Annotated in this window: 16 protein-coding genes; 1 reads left to right on the top strand and 15 read right to left on the bottom strand. The window is 43.0% G+C overall.

Annotated features, from left to right (window positions below):
• Window positions 1-195 precede the first annotated feature (195 nt).
• The 5 genes from DW005_RS08470 to DW005_RS08450 form a co-directional block, all read right to left on the bottom strand.
• Window positions 196-1,320, bottom strand: coding sequence for a hypothetical protein (locus tag DW005_RS08470; RefSeq protein ID WP_117478935.1), 1,125 nt, complete (start codon window positions 1,318-1,320; stop codon window positions 196-198).
• A gap of 210 nt (window positions 1,321-1,530) precedes the next feature.
• Entirely contained in the window at window positions 1,531-2,367 is an 837-nt protein-coding gene (locus DW005_RS08465) for a mechanosensitive ion channel domain-containing protein (protein ID WP_117478934.1), read from the bottom strand.
• Window positions 2,368-2,370: 3 nt separating this feature from the next.
• A complete protein-coding gene (gene glgB, locus DW005_RS08460) occupies window positions 2,371-4,620 on the bottom strand; it encodes a 1,4-alpha-glucan branching protein GlgB (protein ID WP_117478933.1) in 2,250 nt (749 codons plus the stop codon).
• Between the two features lie 17 nt (window positions 4,621-4,637).
• Window positions 4,638-5,309 (bottom strand): DUF624 domain-containing protein, encoded by a 672-nt coding sequence (locus DW005_RS08455; RefSeq protein ID WP_117478932.1) that lies wholly within the window; start codon window positions 5,307-5,309, stop codon window positions 4,638-4,640.
• Between the two features lie 13 nt (window positions 5,310-5,322).
• The gene (locus tag DW005_RS08450; protein WP_117478931.1) at window positions 5,323-6,558 is read right to left on the bottom strand and encodes a DUF1015 domain-containing protein; all 1,236 of its coding nucleotides are present in this window, start codon (window positions 6,556-6,558) and stop codon (window positions 5,323-5,325) included.
• Window positions 6,559-6,674: 116 nt separating this feature from the next.
• Here DW005_RS08450 and DW005_RS08445 point away from each other — a divergent pair, with 116 nt between their 5' ends.
• Window positions 6,675-7,079 carry a hypothetical protein gene (locus DW005_RS08445; protein ID WP_347461568.1) on the top strand — a complete coding sequence of 135 codons (405 nt, stop codon included), beginning with the start codon at window positions 6,675-6,677 and terminating at the stop codon, window positions 7,077-7,079.
• A 641-nt stretch (window positions 7,080-7,720) separates the two neighbouring features.
• On the opposite strand, the gene nth is transcribed toward DW005_RS08445, so the two are convergent.
• The 10 genes from nth to recA form a co-directional block, all read right to left on the bottom strand.
• Entirely contained in the window at window positions 7,721-8,353 is a 633-nt protein-coding gene (gene nth, locus DW005_RS08435) for an endonuclease III (RefSeq protein ID WP_117478928.1), read from the bottom strand.
• Between the two features lie 25 nt (window positions 8,354-8,378).
• Entirely contained in the window at window positions 8,379-8,975 is a 597-nt protein-coding gene (gene yihA / locus DW005_RS08430; protein ID WP_022376218.1) for a ribosome biogenesis GTP-binding protein YihA/YsxC, read from the bottom strand.
• 30 nt (window positions 8,976-9,005) lie between these two features.
• Entirely contained in the window at window positions 9,006-11,327 is a 2,322-nt protein-coding gene (lon, locus tag DW005_RS08425; RefSeq protein ID WP_117478947.1) for an endopeptidase La, read from the bottom strand.
• Between the two features lie 25 nt (window positions 11,328-11,352).
• Window positions 11,353-12,666: an ATP-dependent Clp protease ATP-binding subunit ClpX gene (clpX, locus tag DW005_RS08420; protein ID WP_181974995.1), complete on the bottom strand. Its 1,314-nt coding sequence runs from the start codon at window positions 12,664-12,666 to the stop codon at window positions 11,353-11,355.
• 71 nt (window positions 12,667-12,737) lie between these two features.
• Window positions 12,738-13,343, bottom strand: a complete 606-nt coding sequence (clpP, locus tag DW005_RS08415) for an ATP-dependent Clp endopeptidase proteolytic subunit ClpP (protein ID WP_117478927.1) — start codon at window positions 13,341-13,343, stop codon at window positions 12,738-12,740.
• Window positions 13,344-13,373: 30 nt separating this feature from the next.
• Window positions 13,374-14,690 carry a trigger factor gene (gene tig / locus DW005_RS08410; RefSeq protein WP_117478926.1) on the bottom strand — a complete coding sequence of 439 codons (1,317 nt, stop codon included), beginning with the start codon at window positions 14,688-14,690 and terminating at the stop codon, window positions 13,374-13,376.
• A gap of 25 nt (window positions 14,691-14,715) precedes the next feature.
• On the bottom strand, window positions 14,716-15,858 hold the full coding sequence (locus DW005_RS08405) for a glycosyl hydrolase family 8 (protein WP_022376223.1): 1,143 nt from the start codon (window positions 15,856-15,858) through the stop codon (window positions 14,716-14,718).
• A gap of 31 nt (window positions 15,859-15,889) precedes the next feature.
• Window positions 15,890-17,236 carry a phosphoglucosamine mutase gene (gene glmM / locus DW005_RS08400; protein WP_022376224.1) on the bottom strand — a complete coding sequence of 449 codons (1,347 nt, stop codon included), beginning with the start codon at window positions 17,234-17,236 and terminating at the stop codon, window positions 15,890-15,892.
• A 137-nt stretch (window positions 17,237-17,373) separates the two neighbouring features.
• Complete coding sequence (locus DW005_RS08395) at window positions 17,374-17,880, bottom strand: regulatory protein RecX (protein WP_117478925.1); 507 nt, start codon at window positions 17,878-17,880, stop codon at window positions 17,374-17,376.
• A gap of 3 nt (window positions 17,881-17,883) precedes the next feature.
• Window positions 17,884-18,951 carry a recombinase RecA gene (gene recA, locus DW005_RS08390; protein WP_022376226.1) on the bottom strand — a complete coding sequence of 356 codons (1,068 nt, stop codon included), beginning with the start codon at window positions 18,949-18,951 and terminating at the stop codon, window positions 17,884-17,886.
• Window positions 18,952-19,053: the final 102 nt, after the last annotated feature.

Below are 19,053 nucleotides of genomic sequence, written 5' to 3'. Positions count from 1 at the left end.
ATTGCCTTTGCTTACCCTTATCAAAAAAATCCCCAACTCACATTCCTGCGTTCTGGGGATTCATCCATTCATATTTACCTATCCCCATCAGCGCTTTATACGCCAATATTATCATACTTCTAAGATGATGTCAAAAAATATGTAACTTTTTGTAATATTTCTATATCCACTACTACTATACATTTTATTTTTTATTTATTGTTCTGCCAACTCCTTTTCTATTTTCTCAAAAAGCACATCAATTTTTTTCTTCTTTGCACGCATCATCTTCTTGTCATGATGATAAATATATTGCACGACATCATAAAAATTATGGGTTTTCAAATTCTGATTGTGAAAGCCTTGGTTGCATTTTATACGACCACGCTTGGAAGCGGTCGAACGATTGACGCGAAAGTTTGCATGCATAACATACCGCACATTGTCATCATCCAGATAAATCCGCCAATAACCGGCTGCGGTGGTGATGGAAACCATATCCGCAATGAAATTACAGGAAAAGCCAAACGCCTCACAGATTTTCTCAATGTTATTATCAGTAAGCGGAAGAAGCCTTAATCTTTTCACTTTTTGCTGCTTTCTATCTTCCTTACTTGGCTTTTTCCAATAAAAACGCTGCCATTGGTCTTTTGAAAAACAACACCGGCAGGGTTTATACCCAGAAAAGACAAACTTTTTTGCCCCCTGCATTTCAACTGCATTTTTTCCTGCTGCATACCGGCAGTCACTCTGATGTATTTTTCGGGTAATCGGATTCACCGCACATAAATCATCCCTCGTCCACCCGTCGTATTTTATATACATACTCTTAAATAGCTCGTACAGATAAGAAACATCATATTTGGAGTAATGCAGCATCCACGGCCGATACGAAACTTTTGCCTGCCTGAGAGCCGCTTCAAAACCAATTGGATTCTTTTCTTCCACCGCTATCGTTTGCAAAATTTCCTGCATCAATATCACTCGATGCTTCGGCAGCTGTATCTCCTCTCGTTTCATAGTCTCACGGTATATCTGATAGGTTTCCCAAGACCAAACAACAACAAATGAGAATTTGGGAAATGTTTGTTTCAGGTTTCCGAACACTTCCTTTGCCGGTTTTGCCACAGCCACTTCTTTCCTTTGCACATGGGTTAGTTTGCAAGTATTTTCTGTAAGGGCCTCAATATCTTTCAGACCTACCCGCTTGGCAAATGATTTTTCTGCCTTTAAATCTGCATCTGCTCCGATTGCTGCCACCTGAACCGGCTCCCAATCGGATATGTTCTTTGAATTGTTTTTTGCATTCCATTCAATATCTAAGAATAAATATTCTATCATTCATACCGCCACCTTTCCACCTTTTTCAAATAACTGATATTTTTATAGTTTCCAAAGGTTTTCTTCCCTTTCGGTGACTCCATCCTACCACACCCAGCCGTCCAATAAACTTCTCAGTAAACTTGTTTATAACATATTACTCAAACAAGTTCAACATAAAAAAACAACCCCGCACTTTCCAAAGTACGAGGTCATTCAAATGATTTTTATTCAGTTTTCTTTTGTTGACACCATATGCACATCCATCTGTGGAAATGGGATGGAAATACCGGCTTCGTCAAACGACTTCTTAATCTGCTCGGTCATTGTCCAGCGGGTCGTCCAGTAATCTTCCGGTTTCACCCAGAGCTGAATCAGCAAAATCACGGCACTGTCACCAAGTTCTGAAACGACAACGCGAATTGGCTCGTCAGGAAGTCTGTCTTCCTGGCTCTCACCGATTTTCATCAGCGCTTCTTTTGCCAGATTAAGCGGTGCGTCATAAGCAATTCCAACTGAAATATCCACACGGCGGCGGTCTTCTTTTGTTGCATTGACAATGTTAGAATCCGCCAGTTTTCCATTTGGTAAAATGACGGCACGATTATCAGCCGTTGTCAGCGTGGTGTAAACCACATCAATCTTCTGAACAACGCCTTCCACATCACCGACAATGATGTAATCACCGACACAAAACGGCTTCATAATCAAAATCAGGACACCACCGGCGAAGTTGGCAAGACTGCCTTGAAGGGCGAGACCGATTGCCAGACCGGCAGAGCCAACAATTGCAATAATCGAACTGGCTGCAAATCCAAAAATCTGCGCCACAATAATGACCAAAAATACATACAGCGTGATTTTAGATGCCGAGAGGAAAAAGGAAATAACACCCGGGTCCATTTCTCTTTTTTCCATCGAACGCCGCACAATTTTCAATAGTTTTTTTATAAGCTTTGAGCCTACCGCGAATACCAGGATTCCAACGGCGATGGAAAGAAGGAAATCCATCCCGCGTGGAATCAGCTGTTCCGCATAGGAAACCAATTGCTGCATCACATTTTCCATGATTTATCTCTCTTTCTTTTTGCGTCCGGCATTTGACGGAACTTTCGTACAGGAAAAAATCTGAATCGAAAGTGGCGCCAAACGACACTCTATCGAATTTACTCTGCCATCCCAGTGCTTGCGTTTAGACTGTTTTACGCGCGGATTCACAAATCCGGTTCCGCCGTATTCGGACGCATCACTGTTAAAGATTTCTTTGTATTTTCCGGCAAACGGCACACCAATACGGAATGCCTCGTAAGAAACCGGAGTAAAATTGCAGACAACCAAAAGTGTTTCGTCTTTGCTTTTTCGTAAAAAAGCAATTACACTGTGATCCGCATCCAATGTACTAATCCACTCAAAACCGGCAGGACGTGCATCCAGTTCATACATCGCCGGATGTGCCAGATAGAACGAATTGAGAACACTGACATACTGGCGCAGTCTCTCGTTATCCGACATTTCTCCATCCACGGCATCCAAAAGATTCCAGTCGAGTTCCCGTTTTTCCGAAAATTCTCTTTCCTGTCCAAATTCCTGACCCATAAAAATCAGTTTTTTGCCCGGATGTGCTGCCATGTAACCGTACGTCAGACGAAGTGTAGCAAATTTATCCGAAATACTTCCCGGCATTTTCGTAAACATGGAGCCTTTCATATGAACGACTTCATCGTGACTCAAGACAAGCATAAAATCTTCCGAATATTGGTAAATCATGCTGAAAGTGAGCATGCCATGACGCCCTTTACGAAACAGCGGGTCCGTGCGGATGTACTCCAGATAATCATTCATCCAGCCCATGTTCCATTTCAAATCAAAATCAAGACCGCCCTCTTTGACAGGACCGGTCACCTGCGGCCACGCTGTAGATTCCTCAGCAATTGAAAAGCTTCCATCTTTTCTTTCATGAATTTTTTTGTTCAAATTCTGTAAAAATGCAATGGCTTCTAAATTCTCATTTCCGCCATAAACATTAGCAACCCATTCGCCATCTTCCTTGCCGTAATCGAGATACAGCATAGAAGCGACTGCGTCCATCCGAAGTCCATCAATGTGAAAACGCTCCAGCCAGAACAGTGCATTGGCAGTGAGGAAATTGATTACTTCCGGTCTTCCATAATTGTAAATCAGCGTGCCCCAATGCGGATGTTCGCCCTGACGCTTGTCCAAATGCTCATACAGACAAGTGCCGTCGAAACGGGCAAGTCCATGTTCGTCTTTTGGAAAATGCGCCGGTACCCAGTCGAGGATCACACCAAGTCCATGCTGATGCAGATAATCTACAAAGTACATAAAATCATCCGGCGTACCGTAGCGGGAAGTCGGTGCGTAGTAACCGGTCACCTGATACCCCCACGATGCGTCATACGGATGCTCCATAATCGGCATCAGTTCCACATGCGTGTAACCCATCTCTGCACAATAATCACAAATCATCGGAGCAAGTTCACGGTAATTATAAAATTCTTTTTCGGCATCCGCCGGCTTTTTAAATGCGCCAAGCGCCACTTCGTAAACAAGCATCGGCTCCTTTTTCGCATTCCATTTTTTACGCTCGGTAAGCCACTTTTCATCTTTCCAGTGATACTTATTCAAATCCCATACAATGCTTGCCGTCGCCGGACGACGCTCTGCATAATTGCCGTACGGATCTGCTTTCATCACGCGCTTTCCGTCCGCGCCCCAGATTTCATATTTATACAAATCTCCGGCACTTACACCCGGAACAAACAACTCGTAAATTCCTGCTGCCTCCAGATAGCGCATCGGATTTCTCGCTGCCTGCCAGTCGTTAAAATCACCTACGACGCTAACTGCCTTTGCCTCCGGCGCCCACACAGCAAAATACGTTCCTTTCACGCCCTCGATTGTCATCGGGTGAGCACCCAGTTTTTCATAAACGGTATCATGAATTCCATTGCTAAACTGCGTCATGTCCACGCCGTCAAACAAAGAGTCTACTGCATAAGCATCCGTTTTTTCAATTTTCTTTTTCCCCTGTTTCAAGACAAAATGATACGAAGGAATTTTTTTTGCCTGAATCAATACCGCAAAATACCCGGTCTCGTCCATTTTTGTCATTTTGTATTCTTTTTTTAAATCCTCACCGGAAACGACAATCGAATCTGCCTCCGGTTCAAATGCCGTGATAAGCACATGGCTTTTGTCCACCTGCTTCGGTCCAAGAACCGTCTCCGGTCTGCCGCACTCGGCATACATAAGCGCCTCAATTTCCGGCCACTGCATATAGTCTTCTAATTGTTTTGCCATAATTTTCTCCCTTTTCTTTACTCGTTATACCAAGCTACAATTTCTTCCCCATCTTCTGTGTATTTTTTCTCTTCTTTTGGCATATATTTTTTCATGACATGCTCCATTGGGAACGTGTACAAAAGGGAAGCAGCACCCGGCGCAAAAATGAAAATAAGCACCACGTTTGTCACCATGCCAAGCCAGATAAGTGCTACCGTTGCCGCCAGAATCACAAGCATCAAAAGTGTATGCAGAAAATGACGGAACGCACAATATAAACTCAAACGCAGAATCTGCGAGAATTTTGTTCCAAATCGTGAAATAATCGGGTAAATGTAACAGCTGATACACAAAATGATAAACAAAAGGGCGTAATACGCACCAATCAGATACCCGCCTTTTTCACCGCCGGTCTCCGCTACAATATTCATATTCAGCCAGAGAAGCACCACGATAATTGCCGTTACAACCCACGCAATTGTGGACTGCAAAAAGTTTGTCTTAAAACTGTGCCAGAACTCACGCCATACATAACTGCGGTTGTGGCGCAGCACTTTGGCACTTACATAATACAGCGATGTCGTTGCTGCTCCCACGGTAACAATCGGAATACAAAACACGAGATAAATAAGTGTCAGCCAGCCAATATCAAAAATTTTGCTGAGCGTGCGCATTACCACATTGTCCGAATTAAAAAACTTATCCATTAAAATTTCCTCCTTAGATTTCGTGAATAAATAATCCACTGCGTAATTTCGGTTCAAACCACGTTGATTTTGGCGGCATCAAAAGTTTTTGGTCTGCCACGTCAAAAAGTTCCGTAATGGATGTCGGATACATGGAAAATGAAACTTTCATGTCGTTATCTGCCCGACGCTCCAATTCTTTGAGTCCACGGATTCCTCCGATAAAATCAATCCGCGAATCGGTACGCGGGTCGCCAATACCAAGAACCGGTCCCAAAAGATAATCCTGCAGCACCGATACATCCAGTGAACCAACCGCATCTTTTCCTTTAAACAACGCCGGTTTTGCTATCAGGCGGTACCACTGTTTGTCGAGATACATTCCAACTTCGCCTTTTTTCTGCGGGCGGACAGCGCCATCTTCTTCATTTACCTCAAAGCATTCCGCTACTTTTTCCAAAAATTCGTCTTTACTTAATCCATTTAAATCTTTTACGGTACGGTTATAATCCATAATCATCAACTGGTCATGCGGGAAAAGCACTGACAGGAAATAATTAAATTCTTCATCCCCGGTATAACCCGGATTTTCTTTTCTGCGTTTCAATCCGACTTTCACCGCCGAAGCTGCACGGTGGTGTCCATCTGCAATGTAAATATTTTCAATATCCGCAAACGCTTTTCCTAATTTTTCTACGTCCCCTGCCTCCGCAATTTTCCAGACGCGATGTGTAATTCCATCCACTGCTGTAAAATCATAAATCGGCTCTTCTTTCTGTTTTTTCGCCACAATTTCATCAATCACTTTTTCACTGCGGTATGCAAGAAAGATTGGTCCGGTCTGGGCATTACACGTGTCCACATGTGTAATACGGTCAATTTCTTTGTCTTCTCTTGTATTTTCATGTTTTTTGATTACGCCATTTACATAATCATCCACGGATGCACAGGCAACAATCCCCGTCTGTGAACGTCCATCCATCACAAGTTCATATACATAATACGCCGAATCTGTGTCTTTTATATAAACACCGTCCGCAATATCTTTTTCGAGCAATTCTTTTGCTTTTTGATAAACTTCCGGTGCATAGGTGTCCACCGAATCGTCAAAACTGGTTTCTGCACGGTCAATTTTTAAAAAAGACATCGGCTCACGAAGGACTTCCTCTTTTGCCTCCTGTCGATTATATACATCATATGGTAAAGCGGCGACTCTTGCTGCTTTTGATTTTTCAGGTCTTACACATTGAAATGGTCGAATGACTGCCATATCTGTTGTACCTCCTATCTGGATTTTCTGCTTTTTTAACGTATCATATCTATTATACCGAATTCCATGAGTATTCGCAAGCATTTCGGGGCATACTGCTTCTAGGAGGGATGATTTTGAATAAGATATTAAAAAAACAAACAACTGATTTTCTGAAATGTGGTCTCATCGGCTGGGGTATGGAATGTTTATGGACCGGATGCGGCTCTTTGTGCGGAGAAAAAAATAAGAAAATGCCCTGCCAGACATCCATCTGGATGTTCCCCATTTATGGCATGGCGTCCGTTCTTTCTCCTCTCTGCAAAAAAATGCAGGGCAGGCATGTCCTCGTGCGCGGCTCCGTCTACACCGCCTGTATTTTCCTCACCGAATACAGCACCGGCTCCTTCTTGAAAAAACGCGGCTGCTGCCCGTGGGATTATAGTAAATCCAAAGCAAATTATAAAGGAATCGTCCGCTTTGACTACGCCCCACTCTGGTTTTTGGTTGGGCTGATGTATGAGAAGGTGTTGATGAAGTGATTGCGGGGCCTTTTTGTTTTCGAGTAGTTTATTAAAAAAATATGTATCAAGTGGGCGCTCCCGCTCGTTGAGTGCGTAGCGGTATGGGCACTGAAAATACCAGCCGCAAATTCTTGATACAGGGCGTCTCTTTTAATGCAGGTAAGTGAAGTATGCAACCTTAACCTTTATAAAAAGCGAAAAGAGTTGCATAGATTTTGAAAAGAAGTGTCTGAAAACAACCAAAAGCAGAAATTTCTCTCGAAAGAGTTGCATTTGCCCCGTGATTTTCTCTAATAAGGGCTGATAATCGGGCAAAAATGCAACCCTATAAGACAAATCAAGTAAAAAGCGTTGTTTTGGCTCGATGTTGCGCTTAAGTCGCCCCGATTGTGCCAAAAATTTGTTGTCAATCGATTTGGAATTCCAGTAATACAAAAGAAAAACTTTGAGACTCGTGGGTTTTGAGTGCGTCGGTATGAGTTGCAAGAAGTCCAGTGGACTTCTGTTATGCAACGACCGAAGCGGAGCGGAGACCACTGGTATTTTCAGTGCCCATACCGCTACGCACTCAATTAGCGAAAGCGCCCACGAGACGCAAAGTTTTTCTTTTGAATTACGGAAACCAAAAAATTCCAACAAACATTTACCACAAGCTTACCTTACTTAAGCACCTTCTTACAAACCTCCTGCAAACAGCACTTCTCACAATAAGCTTTTCTTGCGGTACATACTTCTCTGCCATGATTAACAAGGCGGTGGCAAAAGTCGCTTCCCTTCTCGCCGGGAATGATTTTCCAGAGAGCCATCTCTACCTTCTTCGGGTCTTTGATGCCGTCCACGAGTCCCATCCGGTTTGTGAGGCGGATGCAATGCGTGTCGGTTACAATCGCCGGCTTTCCAAAAACATCGCCCATAATCAGGTTGGCGCTCTTTCGTCCGACACCGGGGAGTTTTAGCAATTTGTCAAAGTCATCCGGCACCTGTCCGTTATATTGTTCTACAAGCGTAGTCATGCATTTATGAATATCTCTCGCTTTGCTTTTACCAAGTCCGCACGGCTTCACAATCTCTTCGATTTCTTCCGGTGTGGCGGCGGCAAGTGCTGCCGGTGACGGATACTTGGCAAATAAATCTTTCACCACAACATTCACTCGGGCGTCCGTACACTGTGCCGCCAAACGCACGCTGACAAGCAGTTTCCATGCCTCATCATAATCAAGTGTACAGTCCGTCAGCGGATATTCTTTTTCCAGCAAATCAATAATTTTTTCTGCACGCTGCTTCTTTGTCATACCGGTATCACCTCGTAAAATTCTATCATAACAATTGTGAATTTAGGAAAAATTCGATATATTCCCAGACCTCATCCTTTCCCTCTTTCGTTGCTGAGGAAAATGGAATGACCGGCACTTCCTGCGATAAGCCAAGTTTCTTTCGGATGATGGAAATATTTTTATTTCTCACATTTTTCTTTATTTTATCTGCTTTTGTCGCAATAATCAGCGGATTAAATCCTTTTTTGAATAACATCTGATACGTTTCAACATCTTTTGCGGTCGGTTCATGGCGGATGTCCACAAGTAAAAATACAACTCTCAGTGCGTTTGAAGTATCCAGATAACGCTCAATCATACGCGCCCATTTTGCCTGAATCTCCTTGGAAATTTTAGCATAACCATATCCAGGCAAATCCACCATGTAACATAAATCATTGATGTTATAATAATTGATGGTCTGAGTTTTACCCGGCTGGGACGAAATGCGCGCCATAGATTTCCGGTTCCAAAGCGTATTCAAAAGAGAGGACTTTCCAACATTGGAACGTCCCCAAAACGCCATTTCTATTTTGTCATGCTGCGGCAGTTTACTGGTAATGCCGCATACTGTCTCTAATTCTAACGATTTTATCGTCATACTTTTCTCCCTTCACATGGCAAATGGCCACTACTTTTGAACAAGTGCTTCTTTCAAAACATCCGAAATCGAACCGGCAAAAACAATCTGCATACCTTCTGTGATTTCTTCCTCCAGTTCTTCAACATCCGGCTTATTTTCCTTTGGAACTACAACCTTTTGGATGCCCGCCTGTTTTGCTGCCAGCAGTTTTTCCTTTAAGCCGCCAATTGGCAGAACCCGTCCGCGAAGTGTAATCTCACCGGTCATCGCTACTTTTGCCAGTACCTTTTTCCCGGTTACCGCCGAATAAATCGCTGTCGTCATCGTCACACCGGCTGACGGACCATCTTTTGGCACCGCACCTTCCGGTACATGGAGATGAAAATCATGCGTTTTGAAAAATTCTTCCTCCTTCGGAAGCAGCGCACGCACAAGACTCAGTGCAATTTCTGCTGACTCTTTCATTACATCGCCAAGCTGTCCGGTCAGTTTCAAATTACCCTCACCCGGCATCGTATTCACTTCGATCTCCAGTGTATCGCCGCCAACTTCCGTCCAGGCAAGTCCGCGAACAATACCAATCTCATCTTTTCTTGCTGCCTTTTCTACGCGGAAACGCTTTTTACCAAGAAAATCTGTAATATTTTTAGAAGTGACGCGGATTGTCTCCGTTTCGCCTTCCATGATTTTTTTTGCACATTTGCGGCAGATTTTCCCAATCTGACGCTCTAATTCACGGACACCTGCTTCTTTCGTATAGTGTGAAATAATCGCACGCAGTCCGCCATCCAGAATCTGTAAATTTTTCTTCTGCAAACCATTTTTCTCAAGCTGTTTCGGAATTAGATAATCTTTTCCGATGTGGAACCGCTCGTTTTCCGTATATCCGGCAATGGAAATTAATTCCATTCGGTCAAGAAGCGGTCTTGGAATCGTTTCTGTCGTATTTGCCGTACAAATAAATAATACATCCGACAAATCAACCGGCAGTTCAATATAATGATCCACAAAATTCCGGTTTTGCTCCGGGTCAAGAATCTCTAACAAAGCCGATGCGCAATCCCCTTTGTAATCACTTCCGACTTTATCAATCTCATCCAAAAGCATCAGCGGATTTCTCACTTTCGCCTTCTTCAGCCCTTCAACAAAACGTCCCGGCAAAGCGCCCACATACGTCCGTCTGTGTCCACGAATTTCCGCCTCATCGCGAACACCGCCAAGGCAGATACGCACATACTCTTTATCAAGTGCTCTGGCAACCGAGCGTGCAATTGATGTTTTACCGGTACCCGGTGGTCCCACAAGACACAAAATCGGGCTCTCGCTCTTATCCGTCAGACAGCGAACCGCCAAGGATTCCAAAATGCGCTCTTTGACTTTTTTAAGTCCGTAGTGATCCTCCTCTAAAATCTGCTCCGCATGCACAATGTCATTGCGATCAATCGAAGCTTTGTCCCACGGAAGTGCCAGAAGATTTTCAATATAGGTGCGCTCTACAATATGTTCAGATGAACTTGTTGGAATTGCATCCAGACGCTTGATTTCTTCTGCAATTTTCTGATATACCTCTTCGCTGCATGAAAGCTGCTCTAACTGTTCTTTATATTTTTCCTGATATTCCTCCGAAGATGCACCGTCACCTAACTCATTGCGTATCACTTTCATCTGCTCACGAAGGAAATATTCTTTCTGGTTTTTATCAACTTCTTCTTTGACTTTGCGGCGGTATCCCTCACGAATCCGTGATAAATTCACCTCATTTGTAAGAATACCTGCCACCATTTCATAACGAAGTTCTAGGTCAAGACACTCTAAAATTTCCTGACGTTTGTCAAAGCCCATGTTGATATGCATCGCAATTAAATCCGTCAGTTTTCCTAAGTCCTTCATACCTTGGATTTTTTCCAAATCACTCCGGCTTGCCCGCGGATTTTCATTCAGATAAATCGTGTACACATCTTTCAAATTGCGGCACATCGCCTCTTTTTCAAGTGCCCCCAGACGCAGTTCTTCGTCATCCCATTCATAAGGAACAACATCTCCCTTAAGAAATGGCTTTGTCTGGTTCAGACTCAAAAGATTTCCGCGCTCCTTCGTCGAAATCATGACACGGAGCACGTCATCTTTTACTTTTACTTCCTGCTTTATTTTTGCAATCACACCGATTTCATATAAGTCATGAAATGACGGTGTCTCAATCGATTCATCGCGCTGGAGGGTGAGGAAAATACTTCCATCCTCTGCCATCGCTTCATCAATTGCTCGTTTTGTAATCTCTCTGCTCACATCTAAATGAACCAACATGCCCGGCAGTACGCACACATCCCTCATTGCGAGAATCGGCATCGTCTTCATTTGCTGTTCACTCATAAGTATCACCTGTCCTTGTTTCTTTTCAGGCACTTTCACTTTCCTTTTTCTCAGGTTCTTCTTGCTTTTCTTCAAGTGCCGGCACTTCTTTTCCGGCTGCCAAAAGTTTTGGCTCTCCCTCACCGGTAATTACATCTTTGGTAATAATACATTCTGTCACATCTTCTCTGGATGGCAATTCATACATATATTCCATCATACTCGATTCAAGAATCGCACGCAGTCCTCTGGCACCCGTTTTTCTCTCATTGGAAAGGCGGGCAACTTCCGTAATCGCGCCATCCTCAAAATCCAATTTCACGCCGTCCAGCGAAAGCAGTTTCTGATACTGCTTCGTAATTGCATTTTTCGGTCTTGTCAAAATTTCTTTCAACGCCTCTTCATCCAAAAGGTCAAGTGCAACTGTTACCGGCACACGACCGATAAACTCCGGAATTAAACCGAATTTCACAAAATCCTGTGGCAATGCCTGTTTAAACAACTCACCGACATTCTGCTCGGTCGGATCTGCTATATCCGCATTAAACCCGATAGATTTTTTATCAATACGGGAACTGATAATCTTATCCAGTCCGTCAAAAGCGCCACCGCAGATAAACAAAATATTTGTCGTATTGATATGGAAAAACTCCTGCTGCGGATGCTTGCGTCCGCCCTGTGGCGGAACACTGGCTTCTGTTCCCTCCAAGATTTTCAAAAGTGCCTGCTGTACGCCTTCACCGGAAACATCACGGGTAATGGATACATTTTCTGCTTTTTTTGTGATTTTATCAATCTCATCGAGATAAATAATACCATGCTCAGCACGCTTAATATCATAATCCGCTGCCTGAATGATTTTGAGAAGAATGTTTTCAACATCTTCTCCGACATATCCTGCTTCCGTCAATGTCGTTGCATCTGCAATTGCAAACGGAACATTCAAAATTTTAGCAAGCGTCTGTGCCAGATATGTCTTACCGGAACCGGTCGGACCTACCATCAAAATATTACTCTTTTGCAGTTCAACGTCCATATCGGCGCCATTCATAATTCTCTTATAGTGATTGTAAACTGCTACAGAAAGTGCTTTTTTTGCATCCTCCTGTCCAACTACATATTCATCCAAAAAGGCTTTGATTTCTTTTGGTTTTAAAAGATTGATTTCTGTTTCCTCTTCCGGCGTATCAAAATCGTCCTGAAATTCTTCCGCCAAAATTTCATCACAGAGGTCAATACATTCGTCACATATATATACTCCATTTGGTCCTGCAATCAGCTTGTGAACCTGCTTCTCTGTCTTTCCACAAAAGGAGCAGTGAACCATTGGCATATTAGTATCGTTATTCTTTCCTGCCATCGTTTTACGAGCCTCCATCCATCTAATATGGCAAAATGGCGCCGGCGTTTCGGCGGCACCATTTCACTTGTTTATTCTTTTTCTTTTGCTGCGTTACGGCTTTCTACGATTTCATCAATCAAGCCATATGCTTTTGCTTCTTCTGCGCTCATGAAATTATCGCGCTCTGTATCTTCTGCAATCTTCTCTACCGTCTGTCCGGTGTTTGCTGCTAAAATCTCGTTTAACTTTTTCTTTGTCTTTAAGATATTTTCAGCAACAATCTGAATCTCAGTTGCCTGTCCCTTGGCCCCACCGGAAGGCTGGTGAATCATCACCTCTGCATTCGGAAGAGCTAAACGTTTGCCTTTGGCACCACTGGATAACAAAAATGCTCCCATACTGGCTGCCATACCGATACAGATTGTAGATACATCACATTTGATATAATTCATTGTATCGTAAATTGCCATACCGGCTGTTACAGAACCACCCGGACTGTTGATATACAGCTGAATGTCCTTGTTCGGATCTTCCGATTCCAAAAACAAAAGCTGTGCAACAACCAAACTTGCGGTCTGGTCATTTACCTCGTCTGCGAGGAAAATAATTCTTTCTTTTAAAAGGCGTGAATAAATGTCATAAGAACGTTCACCGCCACGACTTGTCTGTTCAATCACGTAAGGTACTAATGCCATTGCGAGATACCTCCATTCTTTTTGAATTGATTATTTCTCTTCTTTGTCTTCTTCTGCAGGCTCAACTTCTACTGCATTTTTCACAACAAAGTCAACTGCTTTCTGAACAGCAAGATCTTTACCAATCTGCTCTTTTTCAGCATCACCAATCATTTCTTTAATCTTGTCCACTTCCATCTGATACATGTTTGCCATGTTCTCGATTTCTTTGTCAATGTCTTTTGCTGTTGCTTTGATTTTCTCAGCGTCAACAATTGCTTCAAGAGCAAGACGAGTACGAATTCTCTTCTCAGCTTCCGGTTTCATCTGTCCCATCAATGCATCTACTGTCATGCCAGTCATCTGCATGTACTGGTCAAAGGAAAGACCCTGACTTGACAATCTTCCAGCAAACTCCTGAATCATCTGCTGTGTCTGCTCATCAACCATTGGTTCAGGCAGTTCTACTGTAATATTTTCTACTACTTTTTCTACTACTTCGTTTTCTTTTTCTCTCTTTGCTTCTTCTTTTCTGCGCTCTGTCAAGTTTTTCTTAACACTTGCTTTATACTCTTTGAGTGTCTCAAATTCAGAAACTTCGCTGGCAAATTCATCATCCAGTTTTGGAAGTTCTTTCTTCTTAATCTCTTTTACTGTAACTTTGAAAAGTGCCGGTTTACCTTTCAAAGAAGCTTCATGATACTCTTCCGGGAAAGTTACATTTACATCAACTTCCTCGCCAGCTTTTTTACCAACTAACTGGTCTTCGAATGTATCAATAAATGAGTGACTTCCGATTACCAAAGAGTAATCCTCGCCTTTGCCGCCCTGGAATGGCTCACCATCTACAAAACCTTCAAAGTCGATGACTGCTGTATCGTCTTTTTTAATACCGCGGTTTTCAACAGTAATCATACGGCTGTTCTGCTCACGTACTTTGTCGATTTCTGCATTGACATCAGCCGCCATAACTTTTACCGTTTTCTTCTCTACTTCGATTCCTTTGTAGTCACCAAGAGTAACTTCCGGTTTTACGGCTACGGTTGCTGTAAATATGAAATCTTTCCCTTTTTCGATTTCTACAACATCAATTTCCGGACGAGATACGATTTCCAAGCCACTCTCTTTTGCTGCTTCTTCGTAAGCATCCGGAATTGCAAAGTTTGCTGCATCTTCATAAAAAACTTCCGGTCCGTAAAGTTTCTCTACCATTTTACGTGGTGCTTTACCTTTACGAAAGCCCTGAATGCTGATGTTTTTCTTGTTTTTGTTATAAGATTTTACCATTGCCTCTTCAAATGCATCTGCATCTACGGTAATGGTGATTTTTGCCATGCTCTTTTCTAAATTTTCTACTGTGTAACTCATTTTGTTTTCCTCCAATTTTCTTTCCTTAATAAATTCGATAATTTCCACTTAATGCTAACAATGCAAACAAATACAGACAATTATCATAATATCTTCTCTCACCTTTACGAAGCGGTGTATTCCAGAAACGCTCTACACATTCTTTCGCATAAGGTCCGTTTGCAGCCAGAGACGCCTGTGCATTCGTAGCAATCATAGCTACCGGATGCAGTGCCGGTTGTTCAATCACCGTACCGTCAATCTCGTATATTTTAAATTCTTCATCTTTGTGCGTTTCACAGAAGAATTTCTGCACTTTATTATTATTCTCAACATTCCACTCATCTGCTGCAAACCACTCGTAATCAAGACCGATGTTTGCAATAACACGGTAAGAATCGCTGTAATACCAGTCATGGCGTCCACCAAAGACATCCTGCTCTTTCTCGTATGGTGTTCCATCATAGTAAGCATACTCAGCAGCCAGTCCGGTGTCTTTATGACACGCTTTTTTCAAATACTCACGACTTGCCTTTGCTGCCTTTTTCCAGAATGGACGGTCTTCTTCATTTGCCCACATACTGAATAACTCATAAAAATGAGCACAATGATAGGATGGATCACTGAACTTGCGGCTCGGAATGAATCGAATCAAATAATTCTCCGGCTCCATAATCGGATCTCCCGGCTCTTTCTCACCGTTGTGGATACAAGCACTTAAAATGTTTCTTGCTTCCTGTGAGTAATTGAAAATGCCTTCGCCGTCACCCCAGCGGTGGGAGGCAAAGAACAATGCCATTGCAAAAAATTCTTCTCCATCCGGCGCCGGTCCTAAATCATTCTTTTCACCGGTCGTCTTGCATGACCATGCAAAATATCCTTTATTATAACCATCTTCCATGTACATATAAGTTCTTGCCCATTTCCAAACACGGTCAAACTCATTTTTCATGTCCATCTGTACACACATCATCATAGCATATGACATACCCTCTGTACGGGCATCGAAATTACCGGTATCTTCAAAATATCCCATATCGTCGCCAGCTTCAAAATAGAATTTCTCATCATCCGGACCATAAAATACGGTATGGAATGCATCTTTGAGTTTTTGAGCAATTTCTTCCTGTGAATGCCCCAGTTCCGCGAACACATTGCGGTACTGTCCTGTGTAAAACGCACCTTTCATTCGTTACTCTCCTTTATTTTGTTTCTTTCTATTAATCTGGTACATGACCTTTTTCATGTAAAACTTTAACAATCTTATCCACATTTTCCCTGCACATCTCATCGGTCTCAGCTTCTACCATAACACGAATCAATGGCTCCGTACCGCTCTCGCGAAGCAAAAGCCGTCCGGCATCTCCAAGGCTTTCCGTTACTTCTTTCGCAGCCTTCTGTACATCTTCGTCTTCTCTTGCTGCTACTTTATCCTTTACTTTGACATTTTCCAAAAGCTGTGGATAAATCACCAGATCGCCTGTCAGCATCGACATCGGCTTTCCATAATGAAGCCATGCTTCCATAATCATAAGAGATGTCAGAATACCGTCTCCGGTTACTGCATGCTCCTTGAATATGATATGACCGGACTGTTCACCGCCAATCACATAGCCGTTTGCCATCATATTCTCGCAGACATACTTATCACCAACGGCAGTCTGCTCATAATGAATCCCCAGCTTATCAAAAGCCTTATACAATCCCATGTTCGACATAACTGTCGTAACTACGGTATCGTCCTTTAACTTGCCCTGCTCTTTGAGGTATTTGCCACAAAGATACAAAATGTGGTCACCATCAATCACCTTGCCATCATCATCAACGGCAAGACAACGGTCTGCATCACCATCATAAGCGAATCCGATATCCGCACCGGTATCATAAACCAATGCCTGAAGGACTTCGATATGAGTGGAACCACACTCACGGTTAATATTGGTACCGTTTGGCTCATCGTGGCGGGCAATCACCTGCGCACCCATTGATTCAAAGATTTCTTTTGCAATCATAGAAGCGGATCCATTTGCCAAATCCAACGCAACCGTTTTTCCGTCAAACGGTTCTTTCACCAAATCTTTCAAATACTCGATATACTCGTCTCTTCCCTTTGTGTAATCGAAACAGCGACCAATTGCCTCACGTTTCGCCATCGGAATTTCTTCGCTTTCACCATCGATATACTTCTCAATCTGTTCTTCAATCTCCGGCTCTAACTTATGACCTTTGCCATTGATTACCTTAATACCATTATCAAAATATGGATTGTGGCTTGCCGAAATCATAATTCCACAATCAAAGTTCTCTTTTCGCACCAGATATGACACACTCGGCGTCGTAGTTACATGCAATTCATATACGTCCGCACCGCTTGCTGTCAATCCACTTGCCAGTGCAGTTTCAAACATATAGCCGGATAATCTGGTATCTTTTCCGATTACCACACGTACCTTATGGTCTTCTTTCTGAAAATAATTTCCCAAAAAGCGGCCAACTTTGTATGCATGTTCCACATTCAAAGTCACATTGGCTTCTCCGCGAAATCCATCCGTTCCAAAGTACTTCATGTCAAACTCCAATCTGCCTTTATGGCACAACAATTAAAATGGGCATAGTTCACCCAAAATCTCATATGTACTACATTATACACAAAGGAGGTTAAAAAAGCAACCAAAACTTACCGAAGTGCTTTGCACCCGCCATTTTAGCTGCTTTCTCTTTCTTTCATTTCTCTCATTGCCCGCGAAATGACGGGAAAGGAAAAACCTTTCCTCGCCAGATAAGCGGTTATTTTATTCAACTGTGTATACTCCATATCGGACAATCTCTGTCCTTTTATCTTTTTTTGAATCAAGTGCTCAATGGCAACGGATTCGTCTTCTATCTCGTATCCTTCCATCGCCATGGAAAGTATTTCCGGTGGAACTCCTTTGTTTTTTAATTTAAACGAAATCTCCTTGCGGCTTCTTCTTCCTTTATGAAAAGAAATGTAATTTTCCGCATAGCGCCTGTCATCCAGATAACCAAACCCAGATACGTACTGCATCGCTGCTTCGGATGCCGTTTCCGAAAAGCCGGCACGGTACAAACGGTCTCTTAATTCCTTCTCCGTCCTGTCCTGCTGCAAAAGCAGACGCATCGCCTTTTCTTTTGCCTTTCTTACTTCTTCCGGCTCTTTCGCCGCCTTTTCCATCGGCTCTTTCTGATTCATTGATTACTCATCCTTTTTTGCTGTCTTCTTTGCCGGTGCTTTTTTTTCTTCCTCTGCTGTTTCTTCTTCCTCTGATGCATTCGGCAGACACTTCGCACGGACTGCTGTATCAACTTCAGCAAAGACATCCGGATGTTCCGTCAAATACTTCTTCGCATTCTCACGGCCCTGTCCGATCTTCTCTCCATGATAGGAATACCACGCTCCGCTTTTAATAATAATGTCATTCTTCGCTGCCAAGTCAAGTAAGTCTCCCTCGCGCGAAATTCCTTTACCAAACATGATATCAAATTCTGCTTCCTGGAATGGCGGTGCCACCTTATTCTTTACTACTTTTACGCGAACACGGTTTCCGACTTTTTCTCCGCCCTGGGATAATGTCTCGATTCTTCTTACGTCCAGACGAACAGAAGCATAAAACTTCAGTGCACGACCACCGGTTGTCGTCTCCGGATTACCAAACATGACACCAATCTTCTCACGAAGCTGGTTGATAAAGATAACGGTACAGTTTGATTTGTTAATTACACTTGTCAATTTACGAAGTGCCTGGCTCATCAAGCGGGCCTGCAATCCCACATGAGAATCTCCCATTTCACCGTCAATCTCCTGTTTTGGAACCAAAGCAGCCACCGAGTCCACAATTACAATATCCACTGCTCCGGAACGTACCATCGTCTCTGTAATTTCCATCGCCTGCTCTCCACTGTCCGGCTGGGAAATATAAAGCTCATCAATATTTACTCCAATATTCTTTGCATAAATCGGATCAAGTGCGTGCTCCGCATCAATAAACCCTGCGATACCACCCTGCTTCTGCACTTCTGCTACCATATGAAGCGCAACCGTCGTCTTACCACTGGACTCCGGACCGTAAATCTCCACGATACGTCCCTTCGGAATACCACCAACTCCCAGTGCTAAATCTAAACTCAAAGAACCGGTCGGTACTGACTCTACCTGCATGTGTCTGGTATCTCCCAGTTTCATAATCGAACCCTGTCCATAATTTTTCTCAATCTGTGCAATCGCTGCCTCCAGCGCTTTTACCTTATTTGGATCTTTCTGCATGTTCATACCCTCCTGATTATCCGAACGGATGTTCTGTATGTATCTATACTATCCTATCCGCTCTTTGTTGTCAACTATTTTCTTCATTATAAAGTACAATCT

It is taken from the genome of Clostridium sp. AF36-4 (genome assembly GCF_003435975.1).
Classification (GTDB): domain Bacteria; phylum Bacillota; class Clostridia; order Lachnospirales; family Lachnospiraceae; genus Eubacterium_F.
This window is presented reverse-complemented; position numbering and strand designations above follow the sequence as displayed.

Excerpts from the sequence above, each read along its gene's own strand:
- DW005_RS08470 (WP_117478935.1), bottom strand. The coding sequence starts at position 1,320 with ATGATAGAATATTTATTCTTAGATATTGAATGGAATGCAAAAAACAAT.
- DW005_RS08465 (WP_117478934.1), bottom strand. The coding sequence starts at position 2,367 with ATGGAAAATGTGATGCAGCAATTGGTTTCCTATGCGGAACAGCTGATT.
- glgB (WP_117478933.1), bottom strand. The coding sequence starts at position 4,620 with ATGGCAAAACAATTAGAAGACTATATGCAGTGGCCGGAAATTGAGGCG.
- DW005_RS08455 (WP_117478932.1), bottom strand. The coding sequence starts at position 5,309 with ATGGATAAGTTTTTTAATTCGGACAATGTGGTAATGCGCACGCTCAGC.
- DW005_RS08450 (WP_117478931.1), bottom strand. The coding sequence starts at position 6,558 with ATGGCAGTCATTCGACCATTTCAATGTGTAAGACCTGAAAAATCAAAA.
- nth (WP_117478928.1), bottom strand. The coding sequence starts at position 8,353 with ATGACAAAGAAGCAGCGTGCAGAAAAAATTATTGATTTGCTGGAAAAA.
- yihA (WP_022376218.1), bottom strand. The coding sequence starts at position 8,975 with ATGACGATAAAATCGTTAGAATTAGAGACAGTATGCGGCATTACCAGT.
- lon (WP_117478947.1), bottom strand. The coding sequence starts at position 11,327 with ATGAGTGAACAGCAAATGAAGACGATGCCGATTCTCGCAATGAGGGAT.
- clpX (WP_181974995.1), bottom strand. The coding sequence starts at position 12,666 with ATGGCAGGAAAGAATAACGATACTAATATGCCAATGGTTCACTGCTCC.
- clpP (WP_117478927.1), bottom strand. The coding sequence starts at position 13,343 with ATGGCATTAGTACCTTACGTGATTGAACAGACAAGTCGTGGCGGTGAA.
- tig (WP_117478926.1), bottom strand. The coding sequence starts at position 14,690 with ATGAGTTACACAGTAGAAAATTTAGAAAAGAGCATGGCAAAAATCACC.
- DW005_RS08405 (WP_022376223.1), bottom strand. The coding sequence starts at position 15,858 with ATGAAAGGTGCGTTTTACACAGGACAGTACCGCAATGTGTTCGCGGAA.
- glmM (WP_022376224.1), bottom strand. The coding sequence starts at position 17,236 with ATGAAGTACTTTGGAACGGATGGATTTCGCGGAGAAGCCAATGTGACT.
- DW005_RS08395 (WP_117478925.1), bottom strand. The coding sequence starts at position 17,880 with ATGAATCAGAAAGAGCCGATGGAAAAGGCGGCGAAAGAGCCGGAAGAA.
- recA (WP_022376226.1), bottom strand. The coding sequence starts at position 18,951 with ATGCAGAAAGATCCAAATAAGGTAAAAGCGCTGGAGGCAGCGATTGCA.